20 protein-coding genes are annotated in these 18,090 nt (G+C 61.2%); 13 read left to right on the plus strand and 7 right to left on the minus strand.

All coding sequences use genetic code 11. The annotated features are described in order from the left end of the window. Positions 1-26: 26 nt before the first annotated feature. The 7 genes from A9976_RS26340 to A9976_RS26370 all read left to right on the plus strand — a co-directional run bounded on the left by A9976_RS26340 (position 27) and on the right by A9976_RS26370 (position 4,063). Positions 27-281: a hypothetical protein gene (locus A9976_RS26340; RefSeq protein ID WP_183021428.1), complete on the plus strand. Its 255-nt coding sequence runs from the start codon at positions 27-29 to the stop codon at positions 279-281. Positions 282-290: 9 nt separating this feature from the next. Beyond that, complete coding sequence (locus A9976_RS26345) at positions 291-758, plus strand: hypothetical protein (protein WP_183021429.1); 468 nt, start codon at positions 291-293, stop codon at positions 756-758. 77 nt (positions 759-835) lie between these two features. Then, the gene (locus tag A9976_RS26350; RefSeq protein ID WP_183021430.1) at positions 836-997 is read left to right on the plus strand and encodes a hypothetical protein; all 162 of its coding nucleotides are present in this window, start codon (positions 836-838) and stop codon (positions 995-997) included. A gap of 101 nt (positions 998-1,098) precedes the next feature. Continuing rightward, positions 1,099-1,758: a hypothetical protein gene (locus tag A9976_RS26355; RefSeq protein ID WP_183021431.1), complete on the plus strand. Its 660-nt coding sequence runs from the start codon at positions 1,099-1,101 to the stop codon at positions 1,756-1,758. Between the two features lie 488 nt (positions 1,759-2,246). Further along, positions 2,247-2,606: a hypothetical protein gene (locus A9976_RS26360; RefSeq protein ID WP_183021432.1), complete on the plus strand. Its 360-nt coding sequence runs from the start codon at positions 2,247-2,249 to the stop codon at positions 2,604-2,606. Between the two features lie 118 nt (positions 2,607-2,724). After that, positions 2,725-3,042: a hypothetical protein gene (locus A9976_RS26365; protein ID WP_154834253.1), complete on the plus strand. Its 318-nt coding sequence runs from the start codon at positions 2,725-2,727 to the stop codon at positions 3,040-3,042. A gap of 307 nt (positions 3,043-3,349) precedes the next feature. Further along, positions 3,350-4,063 carry a hypothetical protein gene (locus tag A9976_RS26370; RefSeq protein WP_183021433.1) on the plus strand — a complete coding sequence of 238 codons (714 nt, stop codon included), beginning with the start codon at positions 3,350-3,352 and terminating at the stop codon, positions 4,061-4,063. Between the two features lie 40 nt (positions 4,064-4,103). Here A9976_RS26370 and A9976_RS26375 read toward each other — a convergent pair whose 3' ends face one another. From A9976_RS26375 to A9976_RS26395, 5 genes are all read right to left on the minus strand, one after another. Next, positions 4,104-4,769 (minus strand): molybdenum ABC transporter permease, encoded by a 666-nt coding sequence (locus A9976_RS26375; RefSeq protein WP_183021434.1) that lies wholly within the window; start codon positions 4,767-4,769, stop codon positions 4,104-4,106. Between the two features lie 35 nt (positions 4,770-4,804). Then, positions 4,805-5,545 carry a molybdate ABC transporter substrate-binding protein gene (gene modA, locus A9976_RS26380; RefSeq protein WP_183021435.1) on the minus strand — a complete coding sequence of 247 codons (741 nt, stop codon included), beginning with the start codon at positions 5,543-5,545 and terminating at the stop codon, positions 4,805-4,807. A gap of 195 nt (positions 5,546-5,740) precedes the next feature. After that, the gene (locus A9976_RS26385; protein ID WP_183021436.1) at positions 5,741-6,469 is read right to left on the minus strand and encodes a DUF4198 domain-containing protein; all 729 of its coding nucleotides are present in this window, start codon (positions 6,467-6,469) and stop codon (positions 5,741-5,743) included. A 194-nt stretch (positions 6,470-6,663) separates the two neighbouring features. Further along, positions 6,664-8,580, minus strand: a complete 1,917-nt coding sequence (locus A9976_RS26390) for an AMP-binding protein (protein ID WP_183021437.1) — start codon at positions 8,578-8,580, stop codon at positions 6,664-6,666. 4 nt (positions 8,581-8,584) lie between these two features. Beyond that, positions 8,585-9,601: a tripartite tricarboxylate transporter substrate binding protein gene (locus A9976_RS26395; protein ID WP_183021438.1), complete on the minus strand. Its 1,017-nt coding sequence runs from the start codon at positions 9,599-9,601 to the stop codon at positions 8,585-8,587. Between the two features lie 123 nt (positions 9,602-9,724). Between A9976_RS26395 and A9976_RS26400 the strand changes: the two genes are divergently transcribed. From A9976_RS26400 to A9976_RS26425, 6 genes are all read left to right on the plus strand, one after another. Next, positions 9,725-10,684, plus strand: a complete 960-nt coding sequence (locus A9976_RS26400) for a LysR family transcriptional regulator (RefSeq protein WP_183021439.1) — start codon at positions 9,725-9,727, stop codon at positions 10,682-10,684. A gap of 35 nt (positions 10,685-10,719) precedes the next feature. Beyond that, positions 10,720-11,301: a TetR/AcrR family transcriptional regulator gene (locus A9976_RS26405; RefSeq protein ID WP_183021440.1), complete on the plus strand. Its 582-nt coding sequence runs from the start codon at positions 10,720-10,722 to the stop codon at positions 11,299-11,301. 118 nt (positions 11,302-11,419) lie between these two features. Further along, positions 11,420-12,520 (plus strand): alkene reductase, encoded by a 1,101-nt coding sequence (locus tag A9976_RS26410; RefSeq protein WP_183021441.1) that lies wholly within the window; start codon positions 11,420-11,422, stop codon positions 12,518-12,520. Between the two features lie 78 nt (positions 12,521-12,598). Then, a complete protein-coding gene (locus A9976_RS26415) occupies positions 12,599-13,231 on the plus strand; it encodes an NAD-dependent dehydratase (protein WP_183021442.1) in 633 nt (210 codons plus the stop codon). A 37-nt stretch (positions 13,232-13,268) separates the two neighbouring features. Next, positions 13,269-13,838, plus strand: a complete 570-nt coding sequence (locus A9976_RS26420; protein ID WP_183021443.1) for a flavin reductase family protein — start codon at positions 13,269-13,271, stop codon at positions 13,836-13,838. 318 nt (positions 13,839-14,156) lie between these two features. Beyond that, positions 14,157-15,641: a hypothetical protein gene (locus tag A9976_RS26425; protein WP_183021444.1), complete on the plus strand. Its 1,485-nt coding sequence runs from the start codon at positions 14,157-14,159 to the stop codon at positions 15,639-15,641. Positions 15,642-15,719: 78 nt separating this feature from the next. On the opposite strand, the gene A9976_RS26430 is transcribed toward A9976_RS26425, so the two are convergent. Beyond that, positions 15,720-16,841, minus strand: a complete 1,122-nt coding sequence (locus A9976_RS26430; RefSeq protein WP_183021445.1) for a helix-turn-helix transcriptional regulator — start codon at positions 16,839-16,841, stop codon at positions 15,720-15,722. A 4-nt stretch (positions 16,842-16,845) separates the two neighbouring features. After that, complete coding sequence (locus A9976_RS26435; protein ID WP_183021446.1) at positions 16,846-17,985, minus strand: helix-turn-helix transcriptional regulator; 1,140 nt, start codon at positions 17,983-17,985, stop codon at positions 16,846-16,848. Positions 17,986-18,090: the final 105 nt, after the last annotated feature.

Below are 18,090 nucleotides of genomic sequence, written 5' to 3' on the forward strand. Positions count from 1 at the left end.
ACAGAAGCCCAGGAAAGAAGGTTGGCGTGAAGCAGCAGAAACTGGTTCATAAAGCAGCCCCACATGCTAAAGGCGCTATAGCGGAGAAAGCAGATGACCAAGGGGGTGGAAAAGATAAAGTCAATCCCACGAATCACAAGGATTCCGGTAAAAAATCGACGATGCCTTTGATGAGTACATGCAATCGTTTTCAAGAGTTAAATAGTCTTGATTTTGATAAATACGTGGAAGACATGGTTCTATCTCATAGAGCCGTCAAACCAAAACTACCATCAACATAAGCAATCACAATGAACATCGAAAAATTGCTATCACTCTTGGGCCATACTTCTACAAGCGATAGTTTTAAGTATTTTCTTCTAGAAAATGGCATAAATAAATTACCAAAAGGAGATTTCACAACAAGAATAAAAACCAAAGATAAATTGATTTCCATGGAATTTGATCCCACGGATTCATACAAGGAGAAATATCTTTCTCAACCCATTGGGGATGGCGGGTTCACTTTTGAATCCATCGACATCAACAAAGGCTTCGAAGAAGAAATACCATTCAAGCTCGACTTCACAATGGATAAGAGCCAAGTCGAAGAAAAATTGGGTAAATCGGTCAGCAAAAACAAGGAAGACCTTGTCCAAATATATCAAAAAGAAACCTATATAGTTATTCTATTCTATAAAAATAAATGGAAAGGCATAGAAACAATAAGAATAAGGAAGATGAACAAATTTGACGAAAACAATCTCAGCCTCAAATAGGCCCTCCTGTTCCAAGGGATGAAAACTCTTGAAGAACAATAATCACCATATATTGCATGAGCTGGATCTAACAGAAGATGAGCACGCCTTTTAAATTGGAAGACATTCAGTATTTTGGAGAAACCGAAGCAAAATTCGCCGACCAAGAGTTTGGCTTATTTATACTGGAATCAATTTCATCCATCGGCAGAAAATTCTCTGAGGCAGATGAACGCGAATTGGATGCGCCGGTCCAATGAAGGCGCAGGAAATTTTGGCGACCTATACCTGACGTTCTGGTCGCTGAACGAACTGGAGCAACTCAACAAAGTGATATTAGCCGCTTATAGGAAATATTTGGATGAATAAAGAATATTACATCATGGCCATCAACGAGGAATTTGGATGCCCTGCTGGATTTTATCATTCCGTACTTGCTAAAGATTTTGAAGAGGTAAAAGCGGACTATGGTTATAACCCCTGGTATTCTGGCCCCAAAAGATACGGAGGAACACTACCATCGCTTCCCGAGAAACTTATTTTGATGGAGAAAAATGAATATAACTATGATGTTCGCAAGGGTGCAGATTACTTTTATGTCATAAGTGCTGGATTCGCAAGATGTCTTCCAGAAATCAAACATAATTTTTCCGAAATCAAGCGTGTTGATTGCGTCGATAGCAAAGGTATTGCTAGAAATACCAGGGATGTTTTTATTGCAATACCAAAGAAGTTCAAAGCCGAAAACTGCTTGGATATTTCAAAGAGCAAACAAATATCCCCAAGAGGCGTTGAATATGAAAGCCTCCATTTCAAGGAGGACTTGGATTTTGACATTTTCGACATTGTGAATATCTCGTCCAGCCAAGCAAGTCTAATTTGTTCAGAGAAGGCAAAAAAGATATTCGAAGATCATGGCATACGATGTGTGAAATACATACCCATAAGTGATATAAACGCAAGCATGCAGTCGCATATGAGTGAGCTATACAAACCCGTTGGATTTTATGATCCGGTATGAAAATTCAATTTTCGCTGGCTATTTGATTAAAGTAGAGTATCGATATGAGCATTGGCTCATCTAAAATTTCTTTTGAAAATATGCACAGGATTTGAAGAAACCAACACCCCATAGAAAAAATAGAATCACCACCTTTCGACGAAAGAAGAAGCAAACTCATTGAGCTATGCGGCACATTAATTACTTCGATTGTCTTGTTGAGTATTTTTCCAAGCACAAGATCAGCACCCTTCTTGATCCTCAAGAAATCATGGATCTTTCCGAGTCCATATATGAAGATCTTATGCTGTGTGCAGAAGCAAGACTGCTAGTGCAGGATTCACATTCTTATTTTGAAAAAATGCTCAGCGTATATCATCGACAAGGCCATCCCTGTGCCTGGACTGGTGGTAATAACTGGAGAAGTGGAGATTTTGTTGTCTATGCGACATAACTATCGACATCAATGACGTTTTGCTATTTGAAGTGTTGTCACGGAATCTATGTCAATGGTCAAAGATATTCCAAATGCAAAAATACAGATCATGGATCTATTGAAGATCATCTGCAATCATCAAATTACCCAAAACAAGCAAATTTTGGACGAAGATAACTCATTCGAAATTTCACGTGTCTTAGAAAACTACATTTCCAACCCAAAGCACAAGAGGCAGAGGTACACGATGCCTCCAGAATCAAGTGTGGCAGAAATGGAAACACGGGAAGGATTGGGGCTATTTGACAAGCTTTCAGACATTGATCTCTGGATTGATGGAGAGCCATCTGATTTAACTGCTGTATTCAGAATAAAAACATCGGCATGCACTGGTGAATCCACTGTATTTCTTTATGACTTGAAGGTATTATAGATATTCAATCGTACAACACAGGAAAATGTCCCGCATACTTTTGCGATCGCATTATTCCAAATTTGATTTTCATGAGCAAGATGACAGCACCCCTCATTAATAAACTCATTATTCATCCATGAAAAATCTCATCAATCTCAAGAAAGTCATTGAGGAAATTTCCATTAATGAAGGATGGCTCTACGCAAAGACTGATATCGATATAGAAGATGATGCCAAGGTATTTTTCTATAGCGCGGATTTAAATCAGAGTCCCCAGGATGAATTACAAGTTAGAGAATTATTTTTCAGGGCAGGATTTTCCCCCTATCTTTCAAAAGAAGATGTGGAGGATATAATCGAAAATCTGGAACAGCAAGTGGAATTCCCCACCATCGTTGACTATATAAATGCGATACGTTTTTATAAAAAGCATGATGCATTTATCGTTATGTGACAATGATCAAAAAACCCCAAGGAATGACAAGTGATGGCAGCAAGAGGAAGCGCAGCGCTTTCTGGCCGCCACGGGCTATCGCCTGCCTTGGGACCATGAGTGGAAGTACGTTGCGAAGGCGGGCACGGAGCGGCTGTATGTGTGCGGGGACGTGGTTCCCCAGCGCGATCCGTCCGGGGATGTGTGCCTGACCCAGTTTGGCGATGGACAGGGCCATATGGGCCAATCCGTGCACAGCCGTTGTTGTGGCGCTCCTGGCACAGCAATGTTCTGGTGGCGTCATTTTTCGGCTTTAGGATGGCGGGCCATGCGCAATTCCCACTCCCTTTGGACGGCAGCAGCCCTGGGCCTGGCAGCCTGTCTCGGCACCAGCCCGGCCCACTCGGCTCGCCCCATGATCACGGACGATGCCCGCATCGTCGATGCCAAGTCCTGCCAGCTGGAAAGTTGGGTCAAGTCCAGGAAGGACAGCACGGAATTCTGGGCGCAGCCGGCCTGCAATTTCACGGGCAATCTGGAGCTGACGCTGGGCGCGGCACGCACGCGCGAGGACGGCAGCAGCCGGACCACGGACGTGGTGATCCAGGGCAAGACCCTGTTCAAGGAACTGCAGCCCAATGGCTGGGGCTGGGGCCTGGCCGTGGGCAATGCCCGGCATCCGAATGACGAGGGCCAGGGCCGGGGAGATCTGTACGCCTATGTGCCCGTCACGTTCTCGCTGCGCGATGACCGGCTGTTCTTCCACACCAACGTGGGCTGGCTGCGCACGGCGCAGACACATCGCAACCTCATGACGTGGGGCCTGGCAACCGAGGCCCAATTGAGCCAGAGCACCTGGCTGATTGCCGAGACATTCGGCCAGAACCAGGGCAAGCCCTTCTACCAGATGGGCCTGCGCTACTGGCTGGTGCCTGGACATGTGCAGATCGATGCCACCTACGGCAATCGCGCAGGCAGCAGCACGCAGGAGCGGTGGTTTTCCATCGGCTTGCGGCTGCTGTCTTCGCCGTTCCTGCCCTGAGTCCTTTCCAGCTTGCGCCCTGCCCGGCCCTGCCCGCTGCTCACAGCGCGCCAAACCGCCTGAGCACCATGAAGGCCGCCATGGCCAGCACGCCCAGCATCAGAGAGAGTTGATTGGCGCAGGCCAGATTGCCATCCAGCACGTTGTTGTAGATGGCCAGTGACAGGGTTTCCGTCCGGCCGATGATGTTGCCGCCCAGCATGAGCGACAGGCCGACCTCGCCCAGCGCACGGCCCCCCGACAGGATCAGGCCGGCCGCAATGCCGCGCCGGGCCAGCGGCAGCTCGATGCGCCAGAACACCGACCAGGGGCGGTGCCCCAGCATGGCCGCCGCCTCCAGCAGGCGTGGCGAGGTGCCGGCAAAGGCGGCCTGCGTGGGCTTGACCATGAGCGGCAACCCGGCAATGAAAGCCGCAATGACCAGGCCCGTTTGCGAAAAAACGATGTCGGGCCGCAGCACATCGGGCAGCAGCTGGGTGAGCAGCCCCTGCCGGCCCAGCAGCACCAGCAGGCCGTAGCCGAGCACGATGGGCGGAAACACCAGCGGCAGGCTGACCAGCGCGTCGACCAGCTGGCGCCCCGCAAACCGGCGCCGCGCCAGCAGCCAGCCCATGCCTGCACCTACCAGCAATTGCAGCAGCAGGCTCCAGGCGATGACCTGGGCGGTCAGGGCCAGTGGCGCCTGGGCGCAGACGGAGGTGGCCATGGATTGTCAGCTGCCAGCAGGGAATGGGTGGCCCATCAAAGGCCGTGCCGCTCCAGCACCTGGCGGGCCTGCGGCGTGGCGATGAAGTCCAGCAGCGCCTGCAGTTGCGGCGAAGCGGCGCGGCCCTTGAGCACGGCCAGGCTCAGTTCGATGGGCGGATGGCAGCTGGCCGCCACCGGCACGCTGGCGCCCACGCGGTCTTTCAGGGCCAGGGCCTCGGTCTTGTTGACAAAACCTGCGTCCACCTCGCCGGTGGTCACATAGGCGCTGACCTGGGGCACCGTGGCCACTTCGACCAGGCGTTCGCCCAGCGTCTGCGCCAGGCCCAGGCGCTCCAGGCAGATACGCGCCGCGTTGCCGTACACGGCCTTGCTGCGGTCGGCGATGGCAATGCGCTTGAATTCGGACCTGGCCAGGTCCTGCACGCTCTCCAGGCGCCGGCCGCGCGCGGCGACCAGCACCAGCTGGCCCTGGCCAAGGGTGATGTAGCGCTCGGCCAGTTGCATGGGCTCGACAAAGGCGCGGTCGCCAATCAGCACCGCGATCTCAGGGTTCTGGCGGGCTTGGGTCTCTATCTGCTTCATGTTGCCGAAGCTGGCCTCGGCGCGAATGCCCGTGGCCTGGCTGAAGGCCTGCAGCAGTTCCAGCACGGGCTTGCGGTAGCCGGCGCCAGCGGCCAGCAGCAGGCCCTCATCGGCATGGGCCAGGCTGGCCGAGCCAGCCAACAACAGCGCCAGGAGCGGCGCCAGGCCGCGGGACAGTATGCGTTTGAACATGGATTCCTCCTCTTGGAACACGGCGTTGAAGCCTGCGCCCCTCTCTCTACGAAATGTTCAATCGTATACGACGAATCACCGCATCCACCCCTGCGTGCCTGCTGCAACGCCCGTAAAAAAGCCTCCATGCATGACACATGGAGGCCGCCAGGCATGGCTGCCTGCGTCTTCGGCCAAGGTGTCTGGCCGCAGCGCTTACTTGTTGGGCTTGGCCGCAGGGCCGGCAGCGATGGGCGCCACGCCTTCGGGCTTGACGTAGGTGACCGAGGTCACGTAGTGCACGCCGTCGTATTTTTCTGCGCCGTTCGGGCCGATGCGCTCGCCGCCGCTGCGCTCGTCGTGCGTGGCTTCGGCCACGTAGGTGCCCTTCCAGGGCATGTCGAACTGCACCAGGCCCTGCTCGTCGGCATGGGCTTCCTTGCTCCAGCCCGATTGCACGGTCAGAACCACCTTGGCCTTGGGCAGGGGCTGGCCCTTGTAGATGACCTTGAACTCGCCGGCCTTGCCCGAGGGCACGACATCCAGAGTCAGGCGCGCGGCCTGGGCGGCAAAGCCGGTGATCAGGCGCGCAGCCGGGTGGTACCAGTTGCGCAGTTCCTGCTCGCCCTTCTTGCTGGTGTACAGCGGGTAGCCGGCATCCTCGGCCACGATGCTGTCGCCCTGGCCGGCCTTGAAGGGCAGCGCAAAGCCGGTGCCGGTCTTGCGGCCATCGGCCGCCTTCTCGCCCTGGGCAGACACCAGGGTGGCCACGGGCTTGCCGAATTTGTCGAGCAGGCCCGGCGATGTCTCGCGCAGGTTGTCGCCAAACTCGCCAAAGCGGATCACGGCGGTTTCGCCGGCCGGCTGTTCCAGCCAGATCTGGTGGGCCTGGCTGGCGCCGCTGGCGGCCAGGAGTGCGGAGACAAGAATCCAGTGTTTCTTCATTGCAGCTTCCTCAAAGGACAAAAAAACAGCCATCGGCGCCACAACGGGCCGACGGCATGAAGGTGCTTGGGGAGTGGGGTGCGGCCGCATGGCGCCGCATTGATTATTGAATGCGAATGGTTTGCATTCTATGCGCATTGCACACCGCTCCGGCGCAGTTCACCAGGTGGCTGCAATGGGGTTCGGCCCAGCGCTCAGGCGGCTTCCTCGATATGCACCGGCTCGCCCATGAATGCCAGCGCCTCGGCGGCCCGCTCCCAAGGGCTCCGGTCAGCCGCCCTGGCCGGGCGCAGCACAAAGCCCTCGCCTTCCGCATGCGTGGTGCTGTCGGCGGGCGGCAGCGGCAGGCCCATGCGCTCATGCGCCTGGGCCACCAGGGTGCGGGCGTAGATTTCCGCAGCCATGCTGCGCAGGCGCGGCTTGTAGACCTTGCCCACGTTGGTGGTGGGCAGCGCATCGATGATGCGCACATAGCGCGGGCGCGCCGGCGCTTCGTCCACGCCGGCTGCGGCAAAGGCCAGCAGTTCGGTCTCATCGGCCCGGGCGCCGGGGTGGAGCGCGGCAAAGGCCACAGGCACCTCGCCCGCATAGGCATCGGGTGCGCCCACGGCGGCGCAGGCCTTGACGGCGGGATGGCGCTCCAGCGCCTGCTCTATCACCTGCGGATCGATGTTGTGGCCGCTGCGGATGATGACGTCCTTGGAGCGCCCACGCAGCCGCAGCAGGCCATCGGCGCCCACCGAGCCCAGGTCGCCCGTGATCAGCCAGCCGTCATCGGTGAGGTAGCTGGACGGCTCGATGCCGCCCAGGTAGCCGGAAAACAGGTTGGGCGACTGGAACACCACCATGCCGGTTTCGCCGGCCGCCGCTTCCTGGTCCGACGGCCTGCCGTCCGGCCCCATGCGGCGCACGGCCAGGCGCGCAAACGGCAGGCGCAGGCCCACATGTCCGGCCGCCGCGTGCAGGCCGGGCGGCGTGATGGTGGAGATGCCCGTCATCTCGGTCATGCCCAGGCTCTCGTGCACATGGAAGCCGCTGTGCGCCTTGAAGCGCACCGCCACCTCGGGCGACAGCGGCGCGGCGCCCGTGCGGAAGTAGCGGATGGAGGACACATCGGCCCCCTGCAGCGGCACCTCCACCAGCGCGGCCAGCACCGTGGGCACGGCCGACATCAGCGTGGGCCTCCACTGCGCCACAATGCGCCAGAAACCGGCAACCACGGTCTTGTTGCGGAACAGCCCCGTGGTCGGAATGATCACGTGGGCCCCGGCCGAGAAGCAGGCCAGCGAGCCCGGCAGCACGCCGGCCACATGGAACAGCGGGTAGCCGTTGATGGTGCGGTCGGCCGTGTTCAGGCCCTGCATCTGCACGCTGGCCCAGGCGGTGTAGACCTGGGCGCCATGCGTCTGCACGGCGATCTTGGGCGCGCCCGTGGTGCCCCCGGTATGGAAGTAGGCCGCCACGTCGCCGGCCTGGGGCTGGTGCCCGCTCACCAGCCGGTCGGAGGGCTGGGCGGCCAGGGCGGCATGCAGATCGCTGGCGGGCCAGCGCTGTCCATCCCCCTGGGGAACCCGGCCTTCATGCGAGACCCAGAGCACATGCGCCAGGTCCGCATCCAGCGCCGTGACTTTCTCGCGGATGCCGGCATCGTCCTCGTCCGCCCAGGTGATCAGAAAGCGCGCGCCCGTGGTCCGCATCAGGGCGGAGATCTTCTCTGCACTCAGCAGCGGATTGATGGGCTGCACGATGCCCGCCGCCTCGCCGCCCCACAGCGCAAAGTGGTACTCCATGCAGCCGGGCAGCAGGATGGCCACGGTGTCGTCGGCGCCCATGCCCAGCGCATGCAGGGCATTCGCCGTCTGGTGGATCCTGCCCAGCAGTTCGGCATAGCTCAGGTGCAGGGCGTCATGAACGCTGCCGGCCTGGGGCAGGAAGCTCAGGGCCCTGCCCTGGCCGTGCTCACGCGCGGAGTTACGAAAGAGGTCGTAGACCGTTTGCGCCGTGATCAGCCCGGCCATGGGCCGGCTTTCGATGGCCTCCACATCGGCCAGGGAACGCACGGCCCGCAGGGGCCGGAACATGGATTGCGCAGGGAGAGGACTCATGGCCATGGATTCACTCCGCGCCCAGGCCGTTGGTGCGCACCACCTCGCCCCAGCGCGTGTAGTCGCTGCGGATCAGGGCCTCGGTGTCCTGGGGGTTGAGGTAGGCGGCCGTCACGCCGATCTTCTCGAAGCGGTCGCGCACCTCGTCGGTGGCCAGCAGCTGGCGCGAGGTGGCGCTGAGCTTGTCGATGATGGCGCGCGGCGTGTCCCTGGGTGCCACCAGGCCGCCCCAGGACGATGCCTCATAGCCGCCAAAGCCCTGCTCGGCCATGGTCTGCACGCCGTCCAGCGCCTTCACGCGCTGCGGCGTGCCCACCGCCAACGCCCTCAGCCGCCCGCTGCGGATATGGGGCAGCGCAGACACCATGTCCGCATAGATCACCGGCACCACGCCGCCCAGCGTGTCGTTCATGGCGGGCGCGCTGCCCTTGTAGGCCACGTGCTGCATGGTGTGCAGCTTGGCGGATTTCATCAGTTCCATGCTCAGGTGGCCCGAGCTGCCCGCCCCGGAGCTGGTGTAGTCCAGCGTGGCGGGCTGGGCCTTGGCGTACTGGAACAGCGATTTGAGGTCGGTCACCTTGGGCAGCGACTGCGCATTGACCGCAATCACATTGGGCAGGTCATAGATCTTGGTGACCGGGGCGAAATCCGTGGCCGGGTGGAACTTGACGTTCTTGAAGAAATGCGGCGCCATGATGGTGGGCGTGACCATCATCATCAGCGTGTAGCCGTCGGGCGCTGCCGTGCGGAACTGGCCTGCCGCCACCGCGCCCGATGCGCCGGGCTTGTTCTCTATCACCACGGGCTGGCCCAGCTGCCGCGCCAGCGCCTCGGCGTAGACGCGCGCCGCGCCATCGGTGGGTCCGCCCGGCGGGAAGGGAACGACCAGGCGAATCGGCCTGTCGGGCCAGGCGCCGGTATCGGTATTGGCCTGCGCCGCGCCGCACAGCGATGCGAACGCAGCCACGCCGATGGCGCCCAGCGCCATGCCCTTGGCCAACGCCTGTCTTTTTGTGATGCCTGCCATCTTGTCTCCTTGAATGTCTATCTGTTCTGGCTGGCCCATTCTGCCCAGCGCACCCTCTTTGACAATGGTGGCGGTGGTTGACATCATGTCAAAGAATATTGACACCCCCTCGGACTGCAACGCATGGATCTCCTGGCATTCAACATCCTTGTCCAGATCATCGAGCACGGAAACCTGAGCCAGGCGGCAAAGTTCTTGAACATGTCGCGGGCCAACGTGAGCTACCACCTGGCCCGGCTGGAGAAGTCCCTGGGCGCATCACTGCTGCGCAGAACGCCCCAGGGCGTGGAGGCCACCGAGGTCGGCCAGCGCATCTACCTCCATGCGCGCAACATCCTCAACGAGACCGAGCTGGTGCGCGAGCTGGCGCAAAGCAGCACGGATGAAATCTCGGGAAAGATCGGCCTGAGCGTGCCCACCGGCTACGGCCACCTGGTCATGGCGCCGTGGCTGATCGAGTTCAAGCGCGCCCATCCGCAGGTGGTGCTGGACATCCGCCTGGAGAACTTCATAGACAACCTGCTCAAGGACAGCGTGGACATCGCCATCCGCGTCATGTCCGACCCGCCGCCCATGCTGGTGGCGCGCGACATGGGGCCGGTGCGCTACAGCCTGTGCGCCTCCAGCAACTGGGCGCAAAGGCACCGCCTGCCGCAAACCCCGTCCGAGCTGACGCGCGCACCGCTCATCACCTCGGGCGGCGAAAGCGGCAAGGTGTGCCTGCAGATCGCCAGAAACGGCCAGCCGCTGCAGGAACTGGACATCACGCCCACGCTGATGTCGCGCAGCTACCCCTTTCTGTGCGACTGCATCACCTCCGGACTGGGCGTGGGGCTGGTGCCGGACTACATGGTGCGCCCCGAGGTGGACGATGGCCGCGTCGTGCTGGCCATGCAGGACTACGAATTGCGCATCAACCAGGGCCGCATGTTCATGCTGTACATGCCCAACCGCTTCCAGTCCGCCGCCACACGCGCCCTGATCGATTTCCTGAGCGACAGGATGGGGCTGGCGCGGGTGATCAGACCGGGGGATCTTCCCGATGCCCCAGACGCGTCGCAATCGCCAGGCCGAAGCTTGTAGACGACTGGTCGGTTTTTGCGCTAGACTCTCACCCCATGAAGAAACCCGCACAGGAAACACGCCAGCACATCCTTGATGTGGCCAAGGCGCTGATGACCCAGAAAGGCTATACGGCCGTCGGCCTGGCCGAGGTCGTCGCGGCTGCGGGCGTGCCCAAGGGCTCCTTCTACTATTACTTCAAGTCCAAGGAAGAGTTCGGCCAGGCCCTGCTGCAGGAGTACTTCGACGAGTACCTGGCCAAGATCGATGCGCTCATGGAAACGCCCGATCCGGCCATCTCCCGGCTGATGACCTACTTTCGCCAGTGGACGCAGAACCAGTGCTCGGCCCATGCAGGAGGCCAGTGCCTCGTGGTCAAGCTGGGCCCCGAGGTCTGCGACCTGTCCGACGACATGCGCTCGGTGCTGCGCACCGGCACCGACTCCATCATCACCCGGCTGACCGACTGCGTGCGCGCCGGCCAGGCCGATGGCTCCATCACCTCGGATCTGGACGCGCCTGCGCTGGCCGAATCGCTGTACCAGCTGTGGCTGGGCGCCTCCCTGCTGTCCAAGCTGGGCCGGCATGAGGAGCCCTTTGCGGCCGCCCTTGTTTCCACCAGGCGGCTGCTGGCCTGAGCAGGTCCGGCAGCCGCTTTTTATTTGCCTTGCTTGTAGACGACTGGTCAACTTCAACCACCAATCTCACCCGCTTCACCGTTTTCTCCTACCCCTTCAACCACCACCTTCAGACACCATGACCGACCACAGCCTCCATACCGATCTGTTCTCCCCCACCCAACTGGGCGGCCTGTCGCTGGCCAACCGCTTCGTCATGGCACCGCTGACCCGCAGCCGCGCCGGTGACGACGGCGTGCCCACCGAACTGCACGCCGCCTACTACGCCCAGCGCGCCAGCGCGGGCCTGTTGATCAGCGAAGCCGTCAACATCTCCGCCCAGGGCCGGGGCTACAACCTCACGCCCGGCATCTGGACCGAGGAACAGCTCGCCGGCTGGAAGAAGGTCACCGACGCCGTGCATGCGGCCGGCGGCAAGATCGTGGCCCAGCTGTGGCACGTGGGCCGCTACTCGCACGTGGACCTGCAGCCCGGCGGCGTGGCCCCTGTCGCCCCGTCTGCCATCAAGGCCGAGGGCGTCACCTTCACGCCCAACGGCGTGGCCGAGGTGTCCATGCCCCGCGCCCTGGAAACCGGCGAAATCCCCGGCATCGTCGAGCAATACCGCCATGCGGCCGAATGCGCCAAGCGCGCAGGTTTTGACGGCGTGGAAGTGCACTCGGCCAACGGCTACCTGCTCGACCAGTTCCTGCGCGACTCCACCAACCACCGCAGCGACGCCTACGGCGGCAGCATCGAAAACCGCGCCCGCCTGACGCTGGAAGTCACCGACACCGTGGCCAAGGTCTGGGGAGCCGACCGCGTGGGCATCCGCCTGTCACCCGTCACGCCCAACGCCGGCAACACGCCGCTGGACAGCGATGTCATGGCCCTCTACGGCTACCTCATCCCCCAGCTCAACCGCTTTGGCCTGGCCTACCTGCACTTTGTGGAAGGCGCCACCGGCGGCTCGCGCGAACTGCCGCCCGGCGTGGACCTGGACGCGCTGCGCAAGCTCTTTGACGGCGCCTACATGGGCAACAACGGCTATGACCTGGAACTGGCCATGGACCGCCGCGCCAAGGGCCTGGTCGATGCCGTGGCCATCGGCCGCCCCTTCATCGCCAACCCCGACCTGGTGGCGCGCCTGCGCCACGGCAAGGAACTGGCCGTGGCCCCGCACGAGGCCTACTACGGCGGCGGCGCCCAGGGCTACACGGACTGGCCAGTGGCCGCCTGAGCCGGCCATCCGCCCCACGATCTGCGGCACACTGGCTGACCTGCGTCCTCATCGAATGACCCATCGAAAGACCAAGCCATGCAACTGCTGATCGTGGGCGCCACGGGGCTGGTGGGCAGCCAGGTGCTGCAACAGGCCCTGGCCGACAGCCGCATCACCCGCGTCGTGGCCCCGGTACGCCGGGCGCTGCCGGAGCATCCCAGGCTGCTCGCCCCCATCGTCGATTTCGAGCACCTGCCCGAAGAAGCCGACTGGTGGCGCGCCGATGCCCTGGTCTGCACCCTGGGCACCACCATCAAGACAGCCGGCAGCCAGCCGGCGTTTCGGCGCGTGGACCATGACTATCCGCTGCTGGCCGCCCGCCTGGCGTGGCAGCATGGCACGCCCACCTATGTGCTGAACTCGGCCATGGGCGCCGATGCCGGCTCGCGCATCTTCTACAACCGCGTCAAGGGCGAACTCGAGCAAGACCTGCAGGCGCAAGGCTTTGCCTCCCTCACCTTCGTGCGCCCCGGCCTGATCAGCGGCCCGCGCACCGAGCACCGGCCGGGCGAGCGCCTCATGGTCGGCGTTCTTGGCGCCCTGGGCCCGCTGCTGCCCCGGCGCTGGCGGCTCAACCCCGCGCACCGCATTGCCCAGGCCTTGATAGAGGCTGCTGTCAACGCCAGGCCCGGCGTCCATGCCGTGGGCTCCGGAGCGCTGGCCGAATGACTCTGCCGCACAGAACAGAACCTCTCAGGAAGCTCGCATGAATCCGCATATCGCTCCGGTCGATCTCGCCAAGTCCTACCGGCTGATCAACCACGGCCCCACCGTCCTGGTCTCGGCCCGCCACGGCGGCGTGGATAACGTCATGTCGGCAGCCTGGTGCTGCGCGCTGGACTTTGCGCCCCCGAAGCTCACCGTGGTGCTGGACAAGGCCACGGCCACGCGCGCCCTGGTCGAGCAAAGCGGCATGTTCGTGATCCAGATCCCCACGGCCGCCCAGTTGCAGCTCACGCACCAGGTCGGCACGCTCAGCCTGTCCACCGATGCAGACAAGCTCGCCGCCAGCGGCGTTCAACTGTTCGGCATGGAAGGGTTCGACCTGCCCTTCGTGGACGGCTGCGCCGGCTGGCTGGCCTGCAGGCTGATCCCCGAACCCCACAACCAGCAGACCTACGACCTGTTCATCGGCGAGATCGTCGGCGCCTGGTCCGACACCCGCGTGTTCAGCGACGGCCACTGGCACTTCGAGGACGCGGACCCGGCCTTGCGCAGCCTGCACTATGTGGCGGGCGGGCAGTTCTATGCGATTGGGGAAGGGCTCAAGATTTAAAGGGTTCATCCTGCCTATCCTGAGCCCTTTGCCAGCAAACCGGGCGCTGCCGGATCAACTCATGCCTACGATTTTTGAATCCACTGCATTTCCAGCCCCCTGTACTTTATGTATGAACACATGGTGAACAAACAGCGCCGTTTGCCCTGCACCTGGCCTTCAAAAAGTATTACGACAGATGGGTGGGGACTGAAGCCATCCCGCAAATGCGGTATGGCCTGATGCACCACGACTGGGAAGACTTCTGCCTAGGCGGACGCGGGAGGCCATCGGATCCGTCCGCCGCCAATTCCCAATGGTTTGAAAGGCAGATACCCAATGATCAAGCAGACCCCCATATTGCGCCCTCCCCTCATCGCCGGAGCCGTGCTCGCGCTTGCGGCTTGCGGAGGTGGCGGAGGCAACGAAGTGACGCCACCGGTTGCACCACCAACGCAAACGACACAGGAGTTGGTGCAGAAGTACATGGACGCCAGCCAGGCCTTGACCGCCACCCAGTTGCCCGCCAAAGGCACCGAGCGCTTTGCGCATCTCGACGACTGCTACCTGGGCAACGGCAGCAGCAAGGCGCGCCTGATCACCAATTGGGATGAAAACCAGGCCCAGATCCAGACCTCCAATGCCTACCAGATTGGGCGGAGCTTCGAAAATCTGCAAATCCTGGCGGAGCGCAAAACCACCAATGCCGACGGTTCCGCCCGGCATGAGGTGGATATCAGCTACGACGAAAAATTCACGGACGGGACCAGCACAAGGGACCAGCGCGAAACACTGATCGCAGGCAACAGCAGCGGCACCTGCTCCACGCCCCGCAATGCAGCCGAGATGCGCGCCCTGGGCAATCAGCGCATGGTAGGCGTGGGACTGGTGTCGCGCAACCGCGCCAATGTGATGCGCCAGCTGGCCGACGGCCAACCATCCCCCAATCCGTTTCAATTGCGGCGAGAGGTGCAGTTTGGCATTACCGATCCTGCTCGGCTGGCAACTTATGCCATCGTCAGTTGGCCGTCGGCGCAGGCAGGCAGCGCGCGCAACTCGCTCAAGCTGCTGTCGCCCCGCATCATGCGCGATGCACCCGAAATGCAAGGCGTGCGGGGCAACGCCAGCTATGCGGACACCAACAACTTCCGGCAGTGCCGATCGAACGCCAACAACGACGTGGCCAATGCCGTCACGGCAGATTGCACCAACGCGCAACTGGGTGTGGCCAACGACTATTGGGGCTCCACCGTGCGCAGCGGGTTCGACGCCGCCGCGATGGCGGACGGGGACAACCGCTTCGCAGCCCTGGGCCTGGCAGCGGGAACCCAGGTGCGATTCGACATCCATGCCGACGAGGGCTGGAAAGCCGTCAACGGACAGCAAGGCAAAACACCCATCGCCACCTACCAGGTCACGCTGAAGAACGGGTCTTATCCGTTTGCGCAGATACCTGTCAATGCCTATCCCCAGTTCAACACCATCTCGCCCTCCGAGGCCGAAATCGTGGCAGCCTTCAAGGCCGGCGGCGGCAGCGCGCAGGTTGTCTGGTCGGCTGCGCAACCGCCAGCGGGCAGCATGCCCATGGCACTTTCCGTACTCAGTTCCTACCGGCAGGGAGCTGCGGCGGGATCTGCCTCAGGCCTGCCCACGGTACGCACGCCCAATCTGACCGTGGCCGTGCCCAAAGGAGCCACCTCGGCCACCATACCTTTTGGAGGCAGGCCGGACGGCGCATCGGCGACGAACTATGCCGAGTTCCTCCTCGTCTACGCTGACCGCAACGGCAGGGAGATGTACTACAACCTGCAATACAACCCCTGAGGCCAGGGATGCGTGACCATGCAGCGCCCAATCCATGACCCAGCCCGCAAGTCGCTGAGCGATGGGCAGGGAGAGTGGTCACGCAATTGCCCACCCCCGCAGCAGTTGCACCAATTCCACCTGCCGATGGCAACCCGTCTTGCGCATCAGGTTCTTCATGTGGGTGCGCGCAGTGTGCCAACTGCATCCTTCCACCAGGGCATAGTCCTTCACGGTCTTTCCGCCTGCCAGAAGCAACAGAAGGCGGGTCTCGCTGGGTGACAGGCCCAGCATCTCGCCCACCAGGCCTTGATCCCGCAAGACCATGGAGCCGGGCAACGTCAGAAAGATCAGGGCCAGGGGCCGTTGCCATGGCGCGGCAAACGCGTGGCTGGCCGCCAGGGGCAACGCGGTCAGCATGAGCCGGGACTGGCTTGGCTGGCTGCCTTGGAGCTCCAGGGCCGCCGCCTTTGCGGGATTGGCGCAAGCTGCGCAGACCAATCTCTGCAAGCGCGCATGCGCCTCGCCCGATGTGCATTGCAGCCCGCCGTGCACACATTGCAACGCGCCGAATGTCGCGAGCAGGCGCTCTGCCGCCGGATTGGCATGCTGCAGCCGGCATCGGGAATCCACGACGAGCAGTGCCTGCGCCAACGCATCCAGTGCCGCGAATCCGATTGCGGCCTGGCTGCATAGCTGGCCCATGCGCGCGCGCAGGCGGCTGGCCCGCTCGATGTGCGGCATCACATGCTCAAGGAATGCCTTGTCCTGCGCACCATAGGCCCCGGCATCCCTGGGACGCATGAAGCTGATGAAATCACGCGCATTGCCTTCCATGCGAACGCTGGCAGCAGCGGTATGTCGCAGTCCCAGCGGAACCAGCCAATCCGTATAGACACTGTTCTGTGACGCCTGCCTGGCGCTTATGTGCTCGTGGTCCAGCATCACTTGGGCCACGGGCAGCCGCTGCACGGTCTCCATCCGCAGGTCGTTATGCGCGTAGTGTGTCTCGTACTCATGCATCAAGCCGTCATGCAAACCGAAGCTTTCCAGATTGCTTGCGCTTTGCGGAACGGCTGCCTCGCCAGCATTCAGCGTGAAATAGTGGAAGACGCCCGCCTGCAATTGCGCACACATGCCCGCGAGCGCCTCGCTCCAAGCCTGGGGAGCGAGCACCCCCTCATACAGCTGACCGGCGATGGTTTCAACGCGTTGTTGCATGGACTCACCTCGGTTGCAGGGATTGCAGCAGCCCCACCAATTCCACCTGCCGGTGGCAACCGGTCTTGCGCATCAGGTTCTTCATGTGTGTACGCGCCGTGTGCCAGCTGCATCCCTCTATCCGGGCGTAGTCCTTGACGGTCCTGCCCGTGGCAAGCAGCACCGCCAGGCGCGCTTCCGAGGGCGACAAACCCAGCGCCTCCTGCACGAGTCCGGGACTCGGGCCAGAAAATGGCGTACCGGCATCCGCCATTACCAGCAAAGCCATGGGCTGCTGGCGGAACGCAGCGGCATGGCTGGGCTTGAGCGGCAGGACCGTCACCATCAACCGTAACGCAGAGCCTGCCGTCAGGCACAGCGCCCCGGCCAGGCCCTGCGCATGATGGCCGCAAGCCTGGGCCACAAGACGCAGCAGTTGCGCCTGGGCCTGCCCGTCAACGCAGCGCAGCAGGCCGTGGCGCACAGACAAGGCCGCGCAAAAAGCTGCCAGCAGGCAGTCGGCCGAGGGGTTGCTGTAGTGGATGCGGCAATCTGAATCCACAAGTGCGATGCCTTGCGGCAAGTTGCCCAGGGCTGTGAGTCCCAAAGCCGCCTGCCGCGCCAGTCCACCCATGTGCATGCGCAGGCGGGTGGCACGCGCCAGATCGGGCATCAACTGCTGCATGAAGACCCGCTCCTGCGCGCCATAAGGCCCACGGTCCGTGGGACGCATGAAACCCAGGAAGTCCTGCGTCCCCCCCTGGTCGCGCACCATGACACCCAGCGTGTTGCGAAGTCCGTGGGGCGCCAGCACATCGGCGTAGACCGCGTTGCGCGACATGTCCCATGCGCTGAAATGCTCGTGGTCGAGCATGAACTGGCCCTGCGGCAGGCTCGCCACGACGGACATGCGCAGGTCCTCGCCAACATAGTGGGTTTCGTACTCACGCAATTTATCGGCGTCTATGCCCGCCAGGTCGTGGTTGTGCACGCTCTCGATCACCCCGACATCAGTGCCGCCCAGCGTGAAGAAATGGAAAACGGATGCGCCCAGCGCCTCCCGCATGGCGTCCAGTGCGGACTGCCAATCCTGGGCGGAAAGTACTCCGTCATACAGCAGTCCCGCTACATGGCCCCTGGCATCTTGCTCATGAATGTTTTTCATGAAATGGAATTATTTATTGGCTATGGCTATTCTCAATCAGATCGTTCTGAATTCCGATGAAGGTTTTGCCAAGTCGATCCGGGGCAAATGTCCACTGGTTTTATG

The sequence above is a fragment of the Delftia sp. UME58 genome (assembly GCF_014170385.1).
GTDB classification, from domain to species: domain Bacteria; phylum Pseudomonadota; class Gammaproteobacteria; order Burkholderiales; family Burkholderiaceae_C; genus Comamonas; species Comamonas acidovorans.

What these genes read in the sequence shown, in the direction of transcription:
- A9976_RS26345 (WP_183021429.1), top strand. Translation starts at nt 291, where the DNA reads ATGAACATCGAAAAATTGCTATCACTCTTGGGCCATACTTCTACAAGC.
- A9976_RS26350 (WP_183021430.1), top strand. Translation starts at nt 836, where the DNA reads ATGAGCACGCCTTTTAAATTGGAAGACATTCAGTATTTTGGAGAAACC.
- A9976_RS26355 (WP_183021431.1), top strand. Translation starts at nt 1,099, where the DNA reads ATGAATAAAGAATATTACATCATGGCCATCAACGAGGAATTTGGATGC.
- A9976_RS26360 (WP_183021432.1), top strand. Translation starts at nt 2,247, where the DNA reads ATGGTCAAAGATATTCCAAATGCAAAAATACAGATCATGGATCTATTG.
- A9976_RS26365 (WP_154834253.1), top strand. Translation starts at nt 2,725, where the DNA reads ATGAAAAATCTCATCAATCTCAAGAAAGTCATTGAGGAAATTTCCATT.
- A9976_RS26370 (WP_183021433.1), top strand. Translation starts at nt 3,350, where the DNA reads ATGCGCAATTCCCACTCCCTTTGGACGGCAGCAGCCCTGGGCCTGGCA.
- A9976_RS26375 (WP_183021434.1), bottom strand. Translation starts at nt 4,769, where the DNA reads ATGGCCACCTCCGTCTGCGCCCAGGCGCCACTGGCCCTGACCGCCCAG.
- modA (WP_183021435.1), bottom strand. Translation starts at nt 5,545, where the DNA reads ATGTTCAAACGCATACTGTCCCGCGGCCTGGCGCCGCTCCTGGCGCTG.
- A9976_RS26385 (WP_183021436.1), bottom strand. Translation starts at nt 6,469, where the DNA reads ATGAAGAAACACTGGATTCTTGTCTCCGCACTCCTGGCCGCCAGCGGC.
- A9976_RS26390 (WP_183021437.1), bottom strand. Translation starts at nt 8,580, where the DNA reads ATGGCCATGAGTCCTCTCCCTGCGCAATCCATGTTCCGGCCCCTGCGG.
- A9976_RS26395 (WP_183021438.1), bottom strand. Translation starts at nt 9,601, where the DNA reads ATGGCAGGCATCACAAAAAGACAGGCGTTGGCCAAGGGCATGGCGCTG.
- A9976_RS26400 (WP_183021439.1), top strand. Translation starts at nt 9,725, where the DNA reads ATGGATCTCCTGGCATTCAACATCCTTGTCCAGATCATCGAGCACGGA.
- A9976_RS26405 (WP_183021440.1), top strand. Translation starts at nt 10,720, where the DNA reads ATGAAGAAACCCGCACAGGAAACACGCCAGCACATCCTTGATGTGGCC.
- A9976_RS26410 (WP_183021441.1), top strand. Translation starts at nt 11,420, where the DNA reads ATGACCGACCACAGCCTCCATACCGATCTGTTCTCCCCCACCCAACTG.
- A9976_RS26415 (WP_183021442.1), top strand. Translation starts at nt 12,599, where the DNA reads ATGCAACTGCTGATCGTGGGCGCCACGGGGCTGGTGGGCAGCCAGGTG.
- A9976_RS26420 (WP_183021443.1), top strand. Translation starts at nt 13,269, where the DNA reads ATGAATCCGCATATCGCTCCGGTCGATCTCGCCAAGTCCTACCGGCTG.
- A9976_RS26425 (WP_183021444.1), top strand. Translation starts at nt 14,157, where the DNA reads ATGATCAAGCAGACCCCCATATTGCGCCCTCCCCTCATCGCCGGAGCC.
- A9976_RS26430 (WP_183021445.1), bottom strand. Translation starts at nt 16,841, where the DNA reads ATGCAACAACGCGTTGAAACCATCGCCGGTCAGCTGTATGAGGGGGTG.
- A9976_RS26435 (WP_183021446.1), bottom strand. Translation starts at nt 17,985, where the DNA reads ATGAAAAACATTCATGAGCAAGATGCCAGGGGCCATGTAGCGGGACTG.